The following is a 17570-nucleotide window of genomic DNA, read 5'->3' as shown; positions in this document are numbered from 1 at the left end:
ATGGGCGCTGTCGCCTCTTCATCCTGGAGGACGCCGCTGCGGGCATGGCCGCTCGCCGTGCTGGCCATCGCCTTCGGCGTGGTGCCGTTCGTGGCATCGGGCTATGTGTTCGATGCGCTGCTGATTCCCTTTCTGGCGCTGTCGCTCGCGGCCGTGGGGCTCAACCTGCTGACGGGCTACGCGGGTCAGCTCTCGCTGGGCACCGCGGCCTTCATGGCGGTGGGAGCCTTCGCGGCCTACAACTTCAACCTGCGCCTGCAGGGGCTGCCGCTGCTGGCGAGCATCGGCCTCGCGGGGCTGGCGGCCACGGCGGTCGGGCTGGTGTTCGGGTTGCCGAGCCTGCGGCTGCGCGGCTTCTACCTCGCGGTGTCGACGCTGGCAGCGCAGTTCTTCGTGCAATGGGCCCTCACCAAGTTCGGCTGGTTCAGCAACGACAACGCCTCGGGCGTGATCGACGCGCCCACGCTCGAGGTGGCGGGCATCGTGTTCGATACGCCAGTGGGGCGCTACCTCTTTTCGCTCGCGATCGTGACGGTGCTCACCGCGCTGGCATGGCGGCTGGTGCGCACTCAGGCCGGGCACCACTTCATCGCCGTGCGCGACAACGAGTTGGCCGCGCGCGTCATCGGCGTGCCGGTGCTGCGCACCAAGCTGCTGGCCTTTGCCGTGTCGTCCTTCATCGCCGGGGTGGCGGGTGTGCTGTGGGGCTTCGTTTACCTGCGCACGGTGGAGCCGGCGGGCTTCAACCTGGACCGCTCCTTCCAGATTCTCTTCATCGTGATCATCGGCGGGCTCTCGACGATCCGGGGGGCCTTCTTCGGCGCCGCGCTGATCGTGGTGTTTCCGTTGCTGCTCTCGCGCGTGGGCAGCCTGCTGTTGGGCGGAAGCTTCGACTCGGGCGTGCTCGACATGAGCCAACGCATCGTGCTGGGCGCGCTGATCATTTTCTTTCTCGTCGTGGAGCCGCAGGGGCTGGCCGCCCTATGGGACCGGGCGGCAAAGCGCCTGCGGCGCCGGCCGTCCGCGCCGGGCTGACTTCTTTCTCCTTCCTTCTTTTCCCTTTCTTTCCATTCCAACGCGACCCTTCCAGACCATGTCCTTCATCAAGCACCTGAAAAACGCGGCCCTGGCCGTCACCATCGCAGCCGGCGGCCTGCAGGCGGCGCATGCCGATGCCAACGAGCAGTTCTTCCCGCTGCAGAGCTATCGCGTGGGGCCTTACGCCGCCGGCGGCACCGGCTTCTTCGGCGGCTTCATCGACTACCTGAACCTGGTCAACACGCGCGACGGCGGCGTGGGCGGCGTCAAGCTGACCTGGGAGGAGGGCGAGACGCAGTACGAAGTGGAGCGCGGCGTGGAGGTGTACGAGCGCCTCAAGCAGCGCCCCGGCATCGCGACATGGAACCCGCTGTCGGTCGGCATCGCCTATGCGCTGATCGACCGCGTGACGGCCGACAAGGTGCCGCTGCTCACCATCAACCACGGCCGCACCGACACCACCGACGGCCGCGTGTTCAAGTACATCTTTCCGCTGCTGCTCAACCCCTACAGCGAGACCTCGGGCATCGTGAACTACATCGCCGGCAAGGAGGGCGGCGCCGACAAGCTCAAGGGCAAGAAGATCGTGGTGCTGTATCACGGCTCGCCCTACGGCAAGGAGACCATTCCGGTCTACGAGCTGCTGGCGAAGAAGTACGGCTTCACGCTGCAGCAGATCGAGGTGCCGCACCCGGGCAACGAACAGCAGTCGCAGTGGCTCGCCATCCGGCGCGTGAAGCCCGACTACGTGGTGCTGCGCGGCTGGGGCGTGATGAACCCGGTGGCGCTCAAGACTGCGCAGAAGACGGGCTTCCCGGTCGACCACATCGTGGGTAACGTGTGGTCGAACTCCGAGGAGGACGTGATCCCCGCCGGCGAGGCGGCCAAGGGCTACGTGGCCATCACCACCGTGGCGGCCGGCGCGCAATACCCGGTGCTGCAGGACATCACGAAGATCGTCTACGGTGCCGGCAAGGGCAACCTGCAGGACCCCAAGCGCATCGGCAGCGTCTATCACAACCTCGGCGTGCTCAACGGCATCCTGAACGTGGAGGCGATCCGCATCGCGCAGGCGAAGTTCGGCAAGCGCACGCTCACCGGCGACGAGATCCGCTGGGGGCTGGAGAACCTGAAGATCGACGAGGCGCGTGCCGCCGCGCTCGGCGCCAAGGGGCTCTTCCACTCGATCAATGTGACCTGGGACAACCACGAGGGCGACGGCCGCGTGGCCTTCCAGCAGTGGGACGGCAGCAAGTGGAACGTGGTGTCTGACTGGATCGCGCCCGACTGGAAGCTGCTGCGCCCGATCATCGAGAAGTCTTCGCTGGCCTACGCCAAGGAGAAGAACGTCAAGGTGCGCAAGAGCATCGATGACTGAACGCCATCCCGACAAACCACCGAAAGGCCGAACGATGTCCGCCGTACTCGAAGCTCCTTCCTCCTCTTCTTCCTCTTCCTCCTCCGCCGCGCAGCCCGCGGCCGCCAACGACCCGGTGCCGGGTTTGCCGCTGCCCGACGAGCCGGCCCATGTCATCCGCGGCGACGCCGAGGCCATCGCCGTGGCGCATGCGCTGGCCGCGAAGCTGATCGTCGGCGCTTCCGAGCGCGACCGCCTGCGGCGCTGGCCGGTCGAGGAGATCGACGCCTACTCGCAAAGCGGCCTCTGGGCCATCAACGTGCCCAAGGCCTTCGGCGGCGCGGAGGTGTCGTACGCGACGCTGGCGGAGGTGATCGCGATCATCTCGGCGGCGGACCCGTCGCTGGGCCAGATCACGCAGAACCACCTCGGCTTCGTGGCAGCGGTGCGCACGGTTTCGGACGCGGCGCAGCAGAAGCTCTTCTTCGCCGACTTCCTGCGCGGTGTGCGCTGGGGCAACGCGTTCTCGGAATCGGGCTCGAAGCGCGCGGCCGACTTCGAGACGCGCTTCACCGACGCGGGCGACCACGTGGTGGTGACGGGGCGCAAGTTCTATTCGACCGGCGCGCTGCTCGCGCACTACGTGCCCATCGTGGCCAACGACGAGCAGGGCAACACCTGGTACGTGGTGGCCGAGCGCAACGCGCCGGGCCTGACGGTGATCGACGACTGGTCGGCCTTCGGCCAGCGCACCACGCTCAGCGGCACGGTGGTCATCGACCACGTGAAAGTGCCGAAGACGCACCTGATCCCGGCCTACAAGGGCTACGCCACGCCCTCGGCCGATGGTGCGATCTTCCAGATCATCCAGGCTGCCGTCGACGTGGGCATCGCGCGCGGCGCCATTGCGGAGACCATCGATTTCATCCGCACCAAGACGCGGCCGTGGATCGACAGCCAGCGCGACCATGCGTGGGAAGACCCGTACTCGATACAGGCGGTGGGCGACCTGCAGATCCGCCTGCACGCCAGCGAAGCGCTGCTGGAGCGCGCCGGCCGTGCCATCGACCTCGCCGTGGCCGCGCCAGACGCCGACAGCGTGGCCGCGGCGCAGATCGCGACGGCGGAAGCCAAGGTGCTGTCCACGGAGATCGCGATCCACGCGACCAACAAGCTCTTCGAGCTGGCGGGCACGCGCTCGACGCTGGGCCAGTACAACCTCGACCGGCACTGGCGCAACGCGCGCACGCATACCCTGCACGACCCGGTGCGCTGGAAGTACGCCATCGTCGGCAACTACTTCCTCAACGGCGTGAAGCCACCGTTCCACGCCTGGAGCTGACCGGATGACCGCACCCTTGCTGCGCGTCGAGGCGGTCGAGGCCGCGTACCAGGGCGCCATCGTCGCGCTGCATGGCGTGAGCCTGGAGGTGCGCGCGGGCGAGATCCATGCGCTGCTCGGCGCCAACGGCGCGGGCAAGTCGACCACGCTGAAGGCAGTGTCGAACCTGCTGCCGGCGCAGCGGGGGCAGGTGACGGCCGGGCGCATCGCGTTCGACGGCCGCGACGCGAGCCGTACCAGCCCGGCCGATCTGGTGCGGCTCGGCCTCGTGCAGGTGCTCGAAGGCCGTCATTGCTTTCGTTCGCTGACCGTCGAGGAGAACCTGCTGACCGGCGCGCTCGGGCGCAGTGCGGGGCGCGCCGAGGCCGCTGACGATCTCGCACGGGTCTACGGGATCTTTCCGCGCCTGAAGGAGCGCCGGCGCACACCGGCCGGCCTGAGCTCGGGCGGCGAGCAGCAGATGACCGCCATCGGCCGCGCGCTGATGTCGCGGCCCCGGCTGCTCGTGCTCGACGAACCGTCGATGGGGCTTGCGCCCATCGTGGTGCGCGACATCTTCGAGCAGCTGCGCAGGCTCAACCGGGAACAGGGCCTGTCGATCCTCGTCGCGGAGCAGAACTCGACCGTGGCGCTGCAGTACGCCGACCGCGCGACCGTGCTCGAGGCGGGTATCACGGTATTGAGCGGCGATGCGCCGGAGTTGCGGCAGCGGGCGGATATCCAGTCCTTTTACTTCGGCGGGGCTGACGCGTAGATATCCAGTTCACCGCGCTCGCCCCGAGCCTGCCGGCGAAAAAAGTCAAGAGGCGGTTGCCTCGAATACAGGCACTCTGGCGACGGCCCGCATGATTGCTGGCAACGCCGATGTTGTCCCTGTGTTATCCACAAAGATTTCCACAGACTGGTGGAACAACTTCCTGCCGGAACGCTGTCCAGGCGCTATGGCTCGACCTTGGTTCGAAGGCATCCCGTGCACGGCGTGCACCGTCTTCGTGACATGCACCGGCCTTGCGCATCTCGTTGCGAGATGCGCCGATCTTCAATCCATATGAATCTTGCGTGGAAACCCGCAGCCGTGCGGCGGGTGTGGACGCGACCATCGCCTGCAGCCGGATCAGGCGAAGGAAAGCGACGCATCCATGAACACCAGCACCATCGCGCAGCCCTACGAGGGCCGCTTCGACAGCACCTCCGATGCCGTCTACCGCAAGGTCGGATGGCGGCTGATTCCGCTGCTGTTCCTCTGCTACATCGTGGCGTACCTCGACCGCGTGAACGTCGGCTTCGCCAAGCTGCAGATGCAGGGCGACCTGCAGTTCAGCGACGCGGTCTACGGGCTGGGCGCGGGCATCTTCTTCATCGGCTACTTCCTGTTCGAGGTGCCGAGCAACGTGGTGCTGCACCGCGTGGGTGCGCGCCGCTGGATCGCGCGGATCATGATCACCTGGGGACTGCTCTCGGCGGCCACCATGTTCGTGAGCTCGCCGGTGTCGTTCTACGTGATCCGCTTCCTGCTCGGCGCGGCCGAGGCGGGCTTCTTCCCCGGCATCATTCTTTATCTCACTTACTGGTACCCGGCCGCGCGGCGGGGCAAGGCGACCTCGCTGTTCCTCGCGGCGATCCCGTTCGCGGGCATTCTCGGCGGGCCGTTCTCGGGCTGGATCCTCCAGGGCATGGGCGGCGTCAACGGATGGGCGGGCTGGCAGTGGCTGTTCCTGCTGCAGGGGCTGCCGACGGTGGCGCTGGGCCTCGTGGTGTGGCGCTACCTCGACGACCGCGTGAAGGACGCGCGCTGGCTCACGCCGGCCGAGCGCGAGATCATTGCCCGCGACATCGCCGCCGAGTCGGTGGGCAAGGCCGAGCCGCGCATCGCCGGCGTGCTGGGCAACGGCCGTGTGTGGCTGCTGGCGCTGGTGTACTTCGCCTATACCTCGGGGCTGTACGGCATCTCGTTCTGGCTGCCCAGCATCATCAAGGCGGCAGGCGTGAAGGGCGCGCTCGACATCGGCCTGCTCAGCGCCATTCCGTGGACCTTCGGCGTGGTCGCGATGTACTTCATGGCGCGCAGCGCGGATCGCCGGCTGGAGTACCGCTGGCACAGCGCCATCGGCGCCGTGATCGGTGCGATCGGGCTGGTGCTCAGCGTGGCCTTCCATGGCAACGTGACGCTGGCGATGGCCGGTCTCACGCTGGCGACGATGGGCATCATGTCGACCTTCCCGGTCTTCTGGGGCATGCCCACGGCCTTCCTCGGTGGTGCGGCCGCTGCAGCGGGCATCGCGCTCATCAACTCCTTCGGCAATCTCTCGGGCTTCAGCGCGCCGTACCTGATCGGGCTCATCAAGGATGCGACGCAGAGCACCGATGCGGGGCTGCACATGCTTGCGGCGCTGCTGGTGATCGGCGCCGTGCTGGTGCTGTTCGTCAGGCCGGGCGTTGCTTCGTCGCGGCGCTGACCCGTACCCAGTCAGGAGGAACCCATGGACTCGATCGTGAGCATTCCCGTGCGCCTGAACACCCGGCGCTCTCCGTCGCCCGAACTGCTCGCGCTGCTGCAGGGCAGGTTCGCCGAACGCTTTTCCACCAGCAAAGTTGTGCTGCTGCAGCACGGCACGGACGAGTCGACCTATCCGCCGCAGCCACCCGACGCAGTGGTGTACGTGCACAGCACGGAAGAAGCGGCTTTCGTGGTGCGCGCCTGCGCGCGCGAGCGGGTGCCAGTCATCGGCTTCGGGGTGGGCTCTTCGGTCGAAGGGCATCTGCTGGCGGTGGAGGGCGGCGTGTGCGTCGACTTCTCGCAGATGAACAAGGTACTGGCGATAAGGCCCGGCGACCTCACGGCCACGGTGGAGGCGGGAGTCACGCGCGGGCAGCTGAACGCCGCGCTGCAGGGCACGGGCTTCTTCTTCTCGGTCGATCCCGGCGCCGATGCGTCCATCGGCGGCATGGTCGCGACGGCGGCATCGGGTACCAACACCGTCCGCTACGGCACCATGCGCGACAACCTCGTGAATCTCACGGTGGTCACTGCCGATGGAGAGATCGTCCGCACCGCCTCGCGGGCGCGCAAGAGCTCGGCGGGCTACAACCTCACGCAGCTGTATTGCGGCTCCGAGGGCACGCTGGGGTTGATCGCCGAAGCCACGGTGCGGCTGCACCCGCATCCCGAGACGTATGCGGCCGCCGTGGTGCACTTTCCGTCGGTGCGCGCGGTGGTCGGCTGCGTGATCGAGGCGATCCAGATGGGCGTGCCGCTGGCGCGCGCCGAACTGCTGGACGCGCTGACCATCCGCGCCGTCAACGCGCACAGCCGCACCACGCTGGGCGAGCACCCGACGCTGTTCCTGGAGTTCGGCGGCAGCCAGGCGCAGATCGACGAGCAGGCAGCCATCGTGCGCGAGATCGCGGGCAGTCATGGCGGCGGCGCCTTTCAGTGGGCGAAGCGGCCCGAGGAGCGCTCGCGGCTTTGGACACCGCGCCATCACGCCTACTTCGCATGCCTGCAGTTGAAGGCAGGCTGCCGCAGCCTGAGCACAGACGCCTGCGTGCCGCTTTCCGCGCTCGCACAGTGCATCGAGGAGACGCAGGCCGACATCGCCGAGCACGGGCTGCTCGTGCCGGTGCTGGGCCATGTCGGTGACGGCAACTTCCACTGCCTGGTGCTGGTGGACCCGGGCAGCGCGGCGGAGACCGAAGCGGCCGAGGCCTTCAGCCACCGGCTGGTGCAGCGCGCGCTGAGCCATGGCGGCACTTCGACCGGGGAGCACGGCGTGGGGCTGCACAAGATGAAGTACCTGGTCGAGGAGCATGGCGAACACACGGTGGCGCTGATGCGTGCGGTGAAGAAGGCGCTGGATCCGCATGACATCTTCAATCCCGGGAAGGTGGTCGCGCGGACCGAGAGCTGAGCGCGGGTGTGCGATCTAGAATCTCCGGCCTTGCCCGCACCTCGCGGCGTGCGGCCGGAGGTCCCCTGATGGAGTTGCGCCAGTTCAAGTACTTCGTTGCCATCGTGGATTGCGGCAGCCTCTCGCGCGCCGCACAGCAACTCTTCATCGCGCAGTCGGCATTGAGCAAGCAGATGGCCGAGCTCGAATCCGAACTCGGCACGCAACTGCTTCTGCGCAGCCGCAACGGCGTTGCGATGACCGAAGCCGGCAAGGTCTTCTACGAATACGCGCAGGGCATCACCAAGCAGGTGCGCGACGCGAAGGCAGCGGTGCATGTCGCGGCCGAATCGGTTGCGGGGTCGGTGGTGGCGGCGCTGCCGCAGAGCGTGTCCCCGATGATCGCGTTGCCTTTGATGCGTGCGGCGGCGCGGCGCTATCCGGACGTGGTGCTGCACCTGAACGAGGAACTCACGGGCAATATGGCCGACCAGCTGCTGCGCGGTCGGGTCGACGTGGCGGTGTTCTCGCCCACCATGCCCGAAGAGGACATCCGCTTCGTTCCGCTGGTGGAAGAAGACTTCGTCTTCCTCGAGTCACCTCAGAGCCCGCATGCGCTGCCGCCCGGCGACGTGAGCATCGCGCAGGCCACCGCGCGGCCGCTGGTGTGGCCGGCTCATGCGCATGGGCATTGCACGCGATGGCTGGTCGATGCGGTGCTGGAGCAGGCGAGGCAACCGGCTGCGCAGGTGGCGGCGGAGATCAACTCCGTCTACACGCTGAAGGCGGCGGTGGAGGCGGGGCTCGGGCCGACGATCATGCCGTTCGGGCTGGCGCAGCGCGAGGTGCAGGAAGGGCGCCTTGTCGCGCATCGCATCGATTCGCCTTCGATGCATCGCACGCTGGGGCTTTGTGTGTCGGTGCATCTGCCAACCACGAACGCGAAACGCGCGGTGTGCACGCTGATCGGCGACGTGGTGCGCGATCTGTGCGAGAGCGGGCAATGGGCCGGCGCGCGTGCACTCGCGCCGGTGAAGAAGACGAAGTAGGGCGGGCCTCTTGTTTCAGGCGCGGCGCTTGCGGGCGCTGGCTGTAGCCTTTGCCGGTGGCGTGAAGAGGCGCACGATGGCCTGACGCACATCAGCCTGCATGTTTTCGACGGCCTTCGTATCGCCCGACATGTGCTTCAGCAGCGACTGCTGGAAGAGCCCGTCGAACAGCGCGTAGGTGGCCGGAGGCGACATGCCCGGCTCTTCGCCGGAGAGCTCGGCGAAGCGGCTCATGATGCGCCAGATCATGTCTTCCAGGCTCTTGTCGATCTGCACGACATCGGCGCGGAAGGCTTCTTCGAAGAGGGCCTGCGAGCGCAGGTCGTACCAGAGTCGGTGGACGTGGCCCTCGTCGCACAGCGTATCGCCGAGGCCCTGGAGGAAGCCCTCCATCAGCTCGTCGTAGGTGGTGGCGGTTTCCACCGCGTGGTCGTAGCGCGTGACACAACGGGCCTTGTACTGCTTCACGCTGCAGATGATCAGGTCGACCTTGTCGCTGAAGTAGTAGTGCAGCACGCCGTGCGAGAACTCGGAGTTCTGCGCGATCTCGCGCAGGCTGGTGCGCGCGTAGCCCAGTGCCGCCAGCGTGGTCAGGGCGGCTTCACCCAGTTCGGCGCGGCGCTCGGAGAACTTGTCGACCCGCGCCTTGGGCACTCGTTCAGCGTGTTTCTTTACCCGTTGATGTGTCGTCATTGAAAGCCGGGCTGCCCGCTTGCCAGCCCCTGTGTTCCTCGTGATTGCAGACCATAGCACGCAAGCGGGAGAACCCGCATCCGGCGTGCCGCGAATGTCATTCTAGAAAATCTTGACGAGTGACAAGAAAAATCTTGACACTCGTAAAGTCGATTTCTACGATGGCCGCTCCATCTCACAACATATCCACAGGAGACAAGTGATGGCCAAGTTCGACTTGAAAGGGCGCCGTGCGCTCGTGACAGGTGGTGCGCGCGGCATTGGCGCGAGCATCGCCGAGACGCTGGCCGCCGCCGGCGCTTCCGTGATGATTGGCGACGTGCTCGCCGACCTGGGGCGCGAAACGGCCGCCAGGCTCTCTTCCTCTGGAGCGAAGGTGGGCTTCGTCCCGCTCGACGTCACGAAGGACGGTGACTGGGCCTCGGCCACCGAGACCACGGTGAAGGAACTCGGCGGCTTCGACATCCTCGTCAACAACGCCGGCATCGAGATCACTTCGCTGGTCGTCGACGTCGATGGCGACGACCTGCGCCGCATGCTCGACGTCAACGTCGCCGGCACCCTGCTCGGCATGAAGCACGCATTCCGCGCGATGCGCCCTGGCGGCAGCGCCGGCAAGGGCGGGGCGGTGGTCAACATCGCCTCCGTCGCGGCAACCATCGCCTTCCCGGCCATCTCCGGCTATTCGGCCACCAAGTCCGCCGTCGACCGCGCCACCCGTGTCGCGGCGATGGAGTCCGGCAAGCTGGGCTACGGCGTGCGCGTGAACTGCATCTACCCGGGCCTCGTGCCCACAGAAATGGGCATGAAGCTCGCGCAGGACATCGTGGCCGCCGGCCTCGCGCCCAGCGTCGAGGCGGCAGTGGGCGACGTGGTCGGCCAGACGCCGCTGGGGCGTCTGGGCGAAGTCGGCGACATGGCCGACGTGGTGGTCTTCCTCTGCTCCGATGCGGCCCGGTTCATCACCGGCGCCGGCATCGCGGTGGACGGCGGCATGGGCATGTAAGTCGCACGGGCAATCAGTCAGCAAGGAGACACAGCATGAGCAACAACAGCAAGAAGAAACCCGTCGTCGTCTACGGCGCCTCCGGCTACACCGGCCGGCTCGTATGCGAGTACCTGCGCGAGTACAACATTCCCTTCGTCGCTGCGGGCCGCAGTGCGCAGAAGGTCGAAGCGGCGATGAAGGCCAACGTGCCCGGCATCGAGACCGCGAGCTACGAGGTGGTGGAAGTGGCGCATTCGGTGGAGGCGCTCACCGAGCTCTTCACCGGTGCCTCGGTCGTGCTCAACACGGTCGGCCCCTTCGCCCGTTTCGGCCCGGAAGTGGTCGATGCCTGCCTCGCCGCCGGCTGCCACTACACCGACACCACAGGCGAGCAGGACTGGCTCATCACGCTCGACCAGAAATACGGCGCCCGCTTCGCCGCGGCCGGCCTGCTGCTCTCGCCCGGCCTCGCCCACATGTACACCACCGGCGAGATCGCGGCGCAGCTTTGCCTGGAAACACCTGGCCTCGACACCCTCGACATCGCCGTGTTCTGGGGCGGAAGTCCGACCATCGCATCCACCCAGACCATCCTGGTGAACGCAGCCACCTCCAAGGCCTTCTACCTGGAGCAGAACGAGTACGTCGAGTGGCAGCCTGACGCGGGCCTCTACCACCTGTCCATCCCCGGCCAGCACGAGGCGGCACTGGCGCTGCCCTGGGGCGGCACCTCGCATCCGGTGTGGTTCAAGCGCGATCCGCGCGTGGCCAACGTGAAGGTGCTCGGCGGGGTCTTCAACAAGGCGCTGATGCAAGGCGTGCCACAGATCGTCGCCGCGGCGCTCAAGGCCACCGAGGGCATGAACGACGACGACCGCTATGCCGCGCTGGCCCAGACCGCATCGGGCGTGATGAACACCATGCCCCCGCGCGAGAACCCGCGCATCAACAAGTCCGTCGACTCGGTGCACGCCTCCGGGCCGCTGGGCCGCGTGCACTGTGTGATCTTCGGCAACTGCAACTACAAGCAGACCGGCCTGCTGCAGGCCTATGCGGCGGCCTCGTTGCTGCAGCAGCCGCCGCGGCGCGCCGGCTTCGCCTCGGGCTGCCAGGCCTTCGGGCACCGCGAGTTGCTGGGCGCGCTGCGCGGTTTCGGACTGGTGCAGGAGCCCGTGCTCACGCGGATGGGCTGACTGCCATGCGCCTCGTCGACTACCTCGACAAGGGCGCCCAGCTGGGCGCCCACGCGCCGTGCCTCACCATGGCCGGCACGGATCTCAGCTACGGCGGGGTGCAGCGCATCAGCTGGCGCGTGGCGCGCGGCCTGCAGCGCGCCGGCATCGAGCCCGGAGACAAGGTGGCCGTGCTCTCGAGCAACGACGCTACCGCCTTCGCCACCGTGTTCGGCATCTCGCGCGCGGGTTGCGTGTGGTGCCCGATCAACCCTCGCAACGAGGCCGGCGAGAACGCCTTCGTGCTCGACGCCTTCGACTGCGCCTGCCTGATCTTCCACGGCAACTACGCGCTCATGGTCGAGCAGATGCACGCGCAGTTGCCCAAGCTGCGCGCACTCGTTTGCCTCGACCAGCGGCAGCCTTTCGCGCCATCCATGAACGACTGGCTCGAAGGCCTGGACGATTCGCCGCTGGACATCGCCCCACCCGACGACGTTGCGATGATCGCCGGCACCGGCGGCACCACCGGCCAGCCCAAGGGCGTGATGCTTTCGGGGCGCAACCTGGAGGCGATGTCCGCGCTGACGCTGATGGGCTATCCCTTCGAGGGCCGGCCCGTCTACCTCGCGCTCGCGCCGCTCACGCATGCGGCCGGCGTGCTGTGCCTGCCGGTCATGGCGCTGGGCGGGCGCATCGTGATCATGCCCAGGCCCGACATCGGCGAGTTCCTCGGCCTCATCGAGGCGCACGGCGTCACCCACACCTTCCTGCCGCCCACGCTGATCTACATGCTGCTGCAGCATCCGCAGCTGCGCGGCGCGAAGCTCGATTCGCTGCAGTGCTTCTGGTACGGCGCGGCGCCGATGTCGTCCGCGCGGCTCGAAGAGGCGCTGCAGAAGATCGGCCCCGTCATGGCCCAGCTCTTCGGCCAGACGGAGGCGCCGATGATGATCTCGATGATGTCGCCGCGCGAGCACTTCAACGCCGACGGCACCGTTGCGCGCCACCGCCTCGCGTCGGCTGGCCGCCCGGGGCCGCTGGTGCAGGTCGGGGTGATGAACGGCGAGGGCAAGCTGCTGCCCACGGGCGAGAGCGGCGAGATCGTGGTGCGCGGCTCGCTCGTGATGCTCGGCTACTACAGGAACCCGGGCGCGACCGAAGAGGCTTCGCGCCACGGCTGGCATCACACGGGCGACATCGGCTACCTCGACGCCGACGGCTTCCTCTACATCGTCGACCGCGCCAAGGACATGATCATCTCCGGCGGCTTCAACGTCTATTCGGCCGAGGTCGAACAGGTGCTGCTGCAGCATCCCGACGTGCAGGACAGCGCCGTCGTCGGACTGCCCGACGAGAAGTGGGGCGAGCGCGTTGTGGCCGTGCTGCAGCTGCACGATGGCAGGCAGGTGGATGTCGAGGACATCAAGGCCTTCGTCAAGGCGCGCATCGGCAGCGTGAAGGCGCCCAAGCAGATCGAGGTGTGGCTCGATCTGCCGCGCTCCAGGGTGGGCAAGGTGCTGAAGAAGGAAGTGCGCACGACGCTGCTGCAGCGTGCCGATCATCCGGGCTGACCGGTCAGCCGCCGCGCTCGTAGTGGTCGTGGTGCGCCCGGCGCAGCTCGAACTTCTGGATCTTGCCGGTCGATGTCATCGGCAGCGCCGGCAGGAAGATGATCTTCTTCGGCACTTCGAAGCCGCCCAGGTGCTCCCTGCAGTGCGCGGTGAGCACGTTCTCGTCGAAGTCCGCGGGTGCATCGGGCCTGCGCGTGACGAAGGCGGTGATCGCCTCGCCCCAGCGCTCGTGCGGCAGGCCCACCACCGCCGCGTTGAGCACGGCGGGGTGCCGCAGCAGCACCTCCTCGACCTTGATCGAGGGCACGTTCTCGCCGCCCGACTTGACCATGTCCTTCAGCCGGTCGAGAAAGATCAGCTGCCCGTCGGCGTCGAGCTTGCCCAGGTCGCCCGAGTGGTGCCAGCCGAAGCGCTGCGCGTTGGCCGTGGCCTCGGGGTCGTTGTAGTAGCCGAGCATCACGTTGGGGCCGCGAAAGACGATCTCGCCGACCTGCTCGGGGCCCAGCAGCCCGCCATCGTCGCCCATCACCGCGACCTCGTTCACCAGCGTGCCCACGCCCCAGTAGGAGCCGAAGCGCCTGCGCTGCTCATGCGCCTCGAAGATGGTGGCGCCGGGATACATCTCGGTCTGGCCCGAGACGAGTGCGAAGTCGGGGCAGAACTCGTCGAGCAGGCGCAGCAGCAGCGTGCGCGACATCGGCGCCATCGCGTACACGCAAAGCCGCAGACTCGAAATGTCCCGCGCGGCACGCTGCGGGTGCGCGAGCAGCGCGCCGTACATCATCGGCAGGCCGACCATCACCGTGATGCGGTGCCGCTCGATGGCCGCGAGCACCGCGCCCGGGTCGAAGCCGCGCAGCACGACGAGCGAGCCGCCCACCGCCAGCGCCGACATCAGCACCGTGTGCTGCCCGCAATGGAAAAGCGGCAGCACGCTGCTCCACACGTCGGCGCGCTCGGGGCTGCTGCCCCATTCGACCATGTTGCTCAGCAGCACCGAATGCACCGAGGCGTGCGAATGCATCACGCCCTTCTGCCGGCCGGTGGTGCCGCTGGTGTACATGATGAGCGCGAGCTGCGTGCTGTCGATGGGCACCTCGGGCAGCGTTACCGGGCCTTGCGCGATCGCCTGCGGCACCGTGAGCACGCCGGCAGGCGGCGTGTCGCCATCGAGCACGCAGAGGATGGGCGCCACGCCTTTCGCTTCCAGCAGTTCGCGCAGATCGGGCCTGGCGTGCAGCGCGGTGTCGATCACGATGTGGCGCACGTCGGCATGGCCGAGGATGTAGCCGATGGCATCCACCGCCAGCGCGGTGTTGATCGGCACCCACACGAGGCCCGCCTTCTGGATGCCCAGCATGGCGACCACCATCTGGATCGAGTTGTTGCACAGCATGCCCACGCGGTCGCCGCCCGCGAGGCCCAGTCCCAGCAGGTGATGCGCGAAGCGGTTCGAAGCGGCGTCGAGCTCGCCGTAGGTGATGCGGTGCTCGCCTTCGATCAGCGCGGTGCGCGCGCCGAAGCGGCGCGCGCTGCGGTGGACCACGTCGCCCAGCGCGATGCGCGAGATGCGTGAATGGAACTGCGACGGCACAGGGCCGGGGGCGGCTGCGGGCATGCTCTTCGTCTCCGTTCTTCGGTGATGCGCGCAGCCTAAGGCCGCGCCCTGAGCCGCGTCTTGCGAAGACTGGCTACCGCCCCGAGCTGGCCTGCAGTGCGGCTAGAAGCGCGCCTTGAGGAAGGCCGAAGGCCCCTGCAGCCGGACCTTCAGGCGCGAATCGGCGAAGTCGTTCTCGCGTGTCAGGTCGATGTTCGTCACGCCATAGGCCAGTACCACGCCCACGTTCTTCACCGGGAACCACTCCACGCCGGCGGAAGCGTTGTAGATGTTGCCGTGGAAGCGGCCGCTGCTCTTCCACACGCCCGAGGCGTCGGCGAAGAGCCGCAGGTCGGGTGTGATGGCGTGGCGCACGCCTATTTCGAGCAGCGGCGCCACGGCGTTGTCGCTCGTGCTCTGGCTCAGCGTGCCGATCTGGCCGTTCACCGAGGCCAGCGCGGTTGCGCCCAGCGTCGCGCGGTAGTAGGCCGCGCCGGCGCCCAAGCCCAGCACGGTGTTGCCCGAGCCGATCCACCACTTGTAGGAGAGCTTGGCGAAGTCGAGCTTGGTGCTCAGGTTGGCGTTGCCGAAGGTATTGAGCGTGCCGAAGGGGCCCAGCGAGGTGGTGTTCGCGACGCCGCCCGAGTAGTCGCGCTTGTACCGGTAGTAGTCGAAGGAGATGCCCTGACTGTCGCCGAGCAGCACGTCCGCCGAGATGCGCGGCATGGTGACGCGGCCCGGCTTGATGTCGCCCGTCTGCAACGCGCCATAGGCCGTGCCGAAGGAAGCGTTGATCTTCGGATCGGCATTGAAGCCGCCGACCGAGAGGCTGAAGCGGTCGAGCGCGGGCGAGGGATCGGCGAAGGCCGGCGCGGCGGCCAGCAGCAGGCCGGTGCCGAGCAGCGCGGGCTGGCCGAGCAGGCGGGGAACGAAGCGGTCGCGGAAACGGGTGCGGCGAAGCAGCGGCATGAAGCGAATCCTTGATGGTCCGGAGGGCCGGAATTGAACGAATGCCGCGGGCGCGCTGTCATGACGTGGCGCAGACGTGCTCCGGGCGGGGCTCCCTTGAACAACAGCAAGGACATTAGTAGCGCGCGCACGTCCCGTGGATGCGCGGAATGCCGCAGTGGCTGTAGGAATTTCTCTACGCCGCGACGGCCGGCCGTCGCGCGCCTTGGCGGGCGCTAAAGTGCCGTCATGCGCCAACACCTCTCCACCACCACCGGTCCCCAACGTCTTTTCTATGGCGCCGTCACGGGCTGCGCCGTCGCCGCCGCGCTGATGCCCGTGCACATGAGCGGCATGGCGCGCGGGCTGGCCGGCTGGTGCGCGGCAGTGGGCGTGTACCAGGTGCTGTCGTGGTGGTTGGCCGGCACCTTCGACGCGAAGCGCACGCGCGAGCGGGCGCAGTCGCTGGACCAGCCCAACGTGGTGATCCTGGTGTCGATGCTGGTGATCGTGGCGATGAGCGTCGTGGCCATTGCCATGCTGCTGCAGCAGGTGAAGGACCTGAGCGGGTGGGAGCGCGCGGCGCACATCGCGCTGGGCCTGGTGGCGCTGGCGGGTTCGTGGCTGACGATGCACACGATCTACGCCTTCCATTACGCGCACCGCTACTACATCGACCAGCGCGACGGCACGACCGACGGCGGCCTCGACTTTCCAGGCAAGGGCGATGCGCCCGACGCGCCCGACTACTTCGACTTTCTCTACTACTCGTACGTGATCGGCATGACCTCGCAGGTGTCCGACGTGCAGGCGACGTCGAAGGAAATGCGGCGCATCACGCTGCTGCACAGCGTGCTGGCCTTCGCCTTCAACATGCTGGTGCTGGCACTCTCGGTGAACGTCGTCGCGGGCGCCGTGTAGGCGCCTCGCGATGCTCGTTCAGGCCGCAACCTTGCGCTGCCAGCCGGGTTTGACGATACCGGTAGACAGCGCCACGCCGCAGACGATCACCACCGCGCAGATCAGCATCCACTGCGTGATACTTTCGCCCAGGAACACCGCGCCGTAGAACAGCGCGAACACCGGCACCAGGAAGGTCACCGTCAGCGCGCGGGCCGGGCCGGCGCGCTCGATCAGGCGGAAGAACAGGATGTAGGCCACACCGGTACAGGCGATGCCCAGCGCCAGCAGCGCGAGCCATGCGCGCAGGCTGGGCATCTGCGCGGGCCAGAGCCAGATGGCGGGCAGGGCGAGGAATGCGGTGGCGCCGATCTGGCTGCCGGTGGCCGTGGTCAGCGCGGGCACGCCGCCCAGGTAGGCCCGCGTGGCGCTGGCCGAGATGCCGTAGCAAAGGCACGCGCCCAGGCAGGCCAGCACCGCGAAGAGCGCGGCATTGCCGCTGGCGCCGGAATGCAGGCCGGCGTTTCGGCTGGCGAGCATCGCCACGCCGGCGAAGCCGATCGCCAGCCCGACCAGACGCCAGTTCGCCGGACGCTCGCGGAACCAGGCCCAGGCCACGAGCGCGCCGAACATCGGCGTGGTGGCGTTGAGCACGGCGGCGAGGCCGGTGTTGATGGTCAGCAGCGCGAAGCAGAAGAGCGCGAACGGCATGCCCGAGTTGAAGACGCCGACCAGCAGGCTCGCCTTCCAGTGCTTCGCCAGCGATGGCCCCTGGCCGCGCAGCAGTGCGATGGGCAGCAGGAACAGCGCGGCGATCGCCACCCGCACCGCAGCCGTCGGCAGCGCGCCGAACTCGGCGGCGCCGATGCGCATGAAGAGAAAGGAGGCGCCCCACAGCGCGCCCAGCAGCACCAGGTCGATGAGCCAGGCGGTGGGGGCGAGGGGCTTGGCGGGAGTAGCGGGAGTGGCGGGAGTGGCGGGAGTGGCGGCGGCGATGTTGTTCTTCGTTGTGGTCATGCGTCCTC

The 17570-nt window shown here is 67.8% G+C and carries 15 protein-coding genes; 11 read left to right on the top strand and 4 right to left on the bottom strand.

The window, feature by feature from the left end; all coding sequences use genetic code 11:
* From AC1VNX_RS22955 to AC1VNX_RS22925, 7 genes are all read left to right on the top strand, one after another.
* On the top strand, nucleotides 1–1035 hold the full coding sequence (locus tag AC1VNX_RS22955) for a branched-chain amino acid ABC transporter permease (RefSeq protein ID WP_483159769.1): 1035 nt from the start codon (nucleotides 1–3) through the stop codon (nucleotides 1033–1035).
* Nucleotides 1036–1093: 58 nt separating this feature from the next.
* Complete coding sequence (locus tag AC1VNX_RS22950) at nucleotides 1094–2416, top strand: ABC transporter substrate-binding protein (protein WP_483159767.1); 1323 nt, start codon at nucleotides 1094–1096, stop codon at nucleotides 2414–2416.
* A 34-nt stretch (nucleotides 2417–2450) separates the two neighbouring features.
* Nucleotides 2451–3737, top strand: a complete 1287-nt coding sequence (locus AC1VNX_RS22945) for an SfnB family sulfur acquisition oxidoreductase (RefSeq protein WP_483159765.1) — start codon at nucleotides 2451–2453, stop codon at nucleotides 3735–3737.
* 4 nt (nucleotides 3738–3741) lie between these two features.
* A complete protein-coding gene (locus AC1VNX_RS22940) occupies nucleotides 3742–4491 on the top strand; it encodes an ABC transporter ATP-binding protein (RefSeq protein ID WP_483159763.1) in 750 nt (249 codons plus the stop codon).
* 385 nt (nucleotides 4492–4876) lie between these two features.
* Entirely contained in the window at nucleotides 4877–6193 is a 1317-nt protein-coding gene (locus AC1VNX_RS22935) for an MFS transporter (protein WP_483159761.1), read from the top strand.
* Between the two features lie 24 nt (nucleotides 6194–6217).
* Entirely contained in the window at nucleotides 6218–7645 is a 1428-nt protein-coding gene (locus tag AC1VNX_RS22930; RefSeq protein ID WP_483159759.1) for an FAD-binding oxidoreductase, read from the top strand.
* Between the two features lie 68 nt (nucleotides 7646–7713).
* A complete protein-coding gene (locus AC1VNX_RS22925) occupies nucleotides 7714–8673 on the top strand; it encodes a LysR substrate-binding domain-containing protein (protein WP_483159756.1) in 960 nt (319 codons plus the stop codon).
* Between the two features lie 15 nt (nucleotides 8674–8688).
* Here AC1VNX_RS22925 and AC1VNX_RS22920 read toward each other — a convergent pair whose 3' ends face one another.
* Nucleotides 8689–9327 (bottom strand): TetR/AcrR family transcriptional regulator, encoded by a 639-nt coding sequence (locus tag AC1VNX_RS22920; protein ID WP_483159754.1) that lies wholly within the window; start codon nucleotides 9325–9327, stop codon nucleotides 8689–8691.
* Between the two features lie 241 nt (nucleotides 9328–9568).
* Between AC1VNX_RS22920 and AC1VNX_RS22915 the strand changes: the two genes are divergently transcribed.
* The 3 genes from AC1VNX_RS22915 to AC1VNX_RS22905 are packed head-to-tail and all read left to right on the top strand — an operon-like array spanning nucleotide 9569 to nucleotide 13100.
* Nucleotides 9569–10372: an SDR family NAD(P)-dependent oxidoreductase gene (locus AC1VNX_RS22915; RefSeq protein WP_483159752.1), complete on the top strand. Its 804-nt coding sequence runs from the start codon at nucleotides 9569–9571 to the stop codon at nucleotides 10370–10372.
* A gap of 35 nt (nucleotides 10373–10407) precedes the next feature.
* Nucleotides 10408–11547: a DUF5938 domain-containing protein gene (locus tag AC1VNX_RS22910; RefSeq protein ID WP_483159750.1), complete on the top strand. Its 1140-nt coding sequence runs from the start codon at nucleotides 10408–10410 to the stop codon at nucleotides 11545–11547.
* A 5-nt stretch (nucleotides 11548–11552) separates the two neighbouring features.
* Nucleotides 11553–13100 (top strand): acyl-CoA synthetase, encoded by a 1548-nt coding sequence (locus tag AC1VNX_RS22905; RefSeq protein WP_483159748.1) that lies wholly within the window; start codon nucleotides 11553–11555, stop codon nucleotides 13098–13100.
* A 4-nt stretch (nucleotides 13101–13104) separates the two neighbouring features.
* Here AC1VNX_RS22905 and AC1VNX_RS22900 read toward each other — a convergent pair whose 3' ends face one another.
* Both AC1VNX_RS22900 and AC1VNX_RS22895 read right to left on the bottom strand, forming a co-directional pair.
* Entirely contained in the window at nucleotides 13105–14718 is a 1614-nt protein-coding gene (locus tag AC1VNX_RS22900; RefSeq protein WP_483159746.1) for a class I adenylate-forming enzyme family protein, read from the bottom strand.
* 102 nt (nucleotides 14719–14820) lie between these two features.
* Nucleotides 14821–15666 carry a hypothetical protein gene (locus AC1VNX_RS22895; protein ID WP_483159744.1) on the bottom strand — a complete coding sequence of 282 codons (846 nt, stop codon included), beginning with the start codon at nucleotides 15664–15666 and terminating at the stop codon, nucleotides 14821–14823.
* Between the two features lie 228 nt (nucleotides 15667–15894).
* Here AC1VNX_RS22895 and AC1VNX_RS22890 point away from each other — a divergent pair, with 228 nt between their 5' ends.
* Nucleotides 15895–16566 (top strand): DUF1345 domain-containing protein, encoded by a 672-nt coding sequence (locus AC1VNX_RS22890; RefSeq protein WP_483159742.1) that lies wholly within the window; start codon nucleotides 15895–15897, stop codon nucleotides 16564–16566.
* Between the two features lie 18 nt (nucleotides 16567–16584).
* On the opposite strand, the gene AC1VNX_RS22885 is transcribed toward AC1VNX_RS22890, so the two are convergent.
* A complete protein-coding gene (locus AC1VNX_RS22885; RefSeq protein ID WP_483159740.1) occupies nucleotides 16585–17562 on the bottom strand; it encodes a DMT family transporter in 978 nt (325 codons plus the stop codon).
* Between the last annotated feature and the right edge of the window lie 8 nt (nucleotides 17563–17570).

It is taken from the genome of Variovorax sp. TLI9-5A (assembly GCF_056867935.1).
Note: the sequence above shows the minus strand (reverse complement) of the source record. Positions and strands in the feature narration are given on the sequence as shown.

What these genes read in the sequence shown, in the direction of transcription:
- AC1VNX_RS22885 (WP_483159740.1), bottom strand. Translation starts at nt 17,562, where the DNA reads ATGACCACAACGAAGAACAACATCGCCGCCGCCACTCCCGCCACTCCC.
- AC1VNX_RS22940 (WP_483159763.1), top strand. Translation starts at nt 3,742, where the DNA reads ATGACCGCACCCTTGCTGCGCGTCGAGGCGGTCGAGGCCGCGTACCAG.
- AC1VNX_RS22905 (WP_483159748.1), top strand. Translation starts at nt 11,553, where the DNA reads ATGCGCCTCGTCGACTACCTCGACAAGGGCGCCCAGCTGGGCGCCCAC.
- AC1VNX_RS22945 (WP_483159765.1), top strand. Translation starts at nt 2,451, where the DNA reads ATGTCCGCCGTACTCGAAGCTCCTTCCTCCTCTTCTTCCTCTTCCTCC.
- AC1VNX_RS22910 (WP_483159750.1), top strand. Translation starts at nt 10,408, where the DNA reads ATGAGCAACAACAGCAAGAAGAAACCCGTCGTCGTCTACGGCGCCTCC.
- AC1VNX_RS22950 (WP_483159767.1), top strand. Translation starts at nt 1,094, where the DNA reads ATGTCCTTCATCAAGCACCTGAAAAACGCGGCCCTGGCCGTCACCATC.
- AC1VNX_RS22935 (WP_483159761.1), top strand. Translation starts at nt 4,877, where the DNA reads ATGAACACCAGCACCATCGCGCAGCCCTACGAGGGCCGCTTCGACAGC.
- AC1VNX_RS22900 (WP_483159746.1), bottom strand. Translation starts at nt 14,718, where the DNA reads ATGCCCGCAGCCGCCCCCGGCCCTGTGCCGTCGCAGTTCCATTCACGC.
- AC1VNX_RS22890 (WP_483159742.1), top strand. Translation starts at nt 15,895, where the DNA reads ATGCGCCAACACCTCTCCACCACCACCGGTCCCCAACGTCTTTTCTAT.
- AC1VNX_RS22915 (WP_483159752.1), top strand. Translation starts at nt 9,569, where the DNA reads ATGGCCAAGTTCGACTTGAAAGGGCGCCGTGCGCTCGTGACAGGTGGT.
- AC1VNX_RS22895 (WP_483159744.1), bottom strand. Translation starts at nt 15,666, where the DNA reads ATGCCGCTGCTTCGCCGCACCCGTTTCCGCGACCGCTTCGTTCCCCGC.
- AC1VNX_RS22930 (WP_483159759.1), top strand. Translation starts at nt 6,218, where the DNA reads ATGGACTCGATCGTGAGCATTCCCGTGCGCCTGAACACCCGGCGCTCT.
- AC1VNX_RS22955 (WP_483159769.1), top strand. Translation starts at nt 1, where the DNA reads ATGGGCGCTGTCGCCTCTTCATCCTGGAGGACGCCGCTGCGGGCATGG.
- AC1VNX_RS22925 (WP_483159756.1), top strand. Translation starts at nt 7,714, where the DNA reads ATGGAGTTGCGCCAGTTCAAGTACTTCGTTGCCATCGTGGATTGCGGC.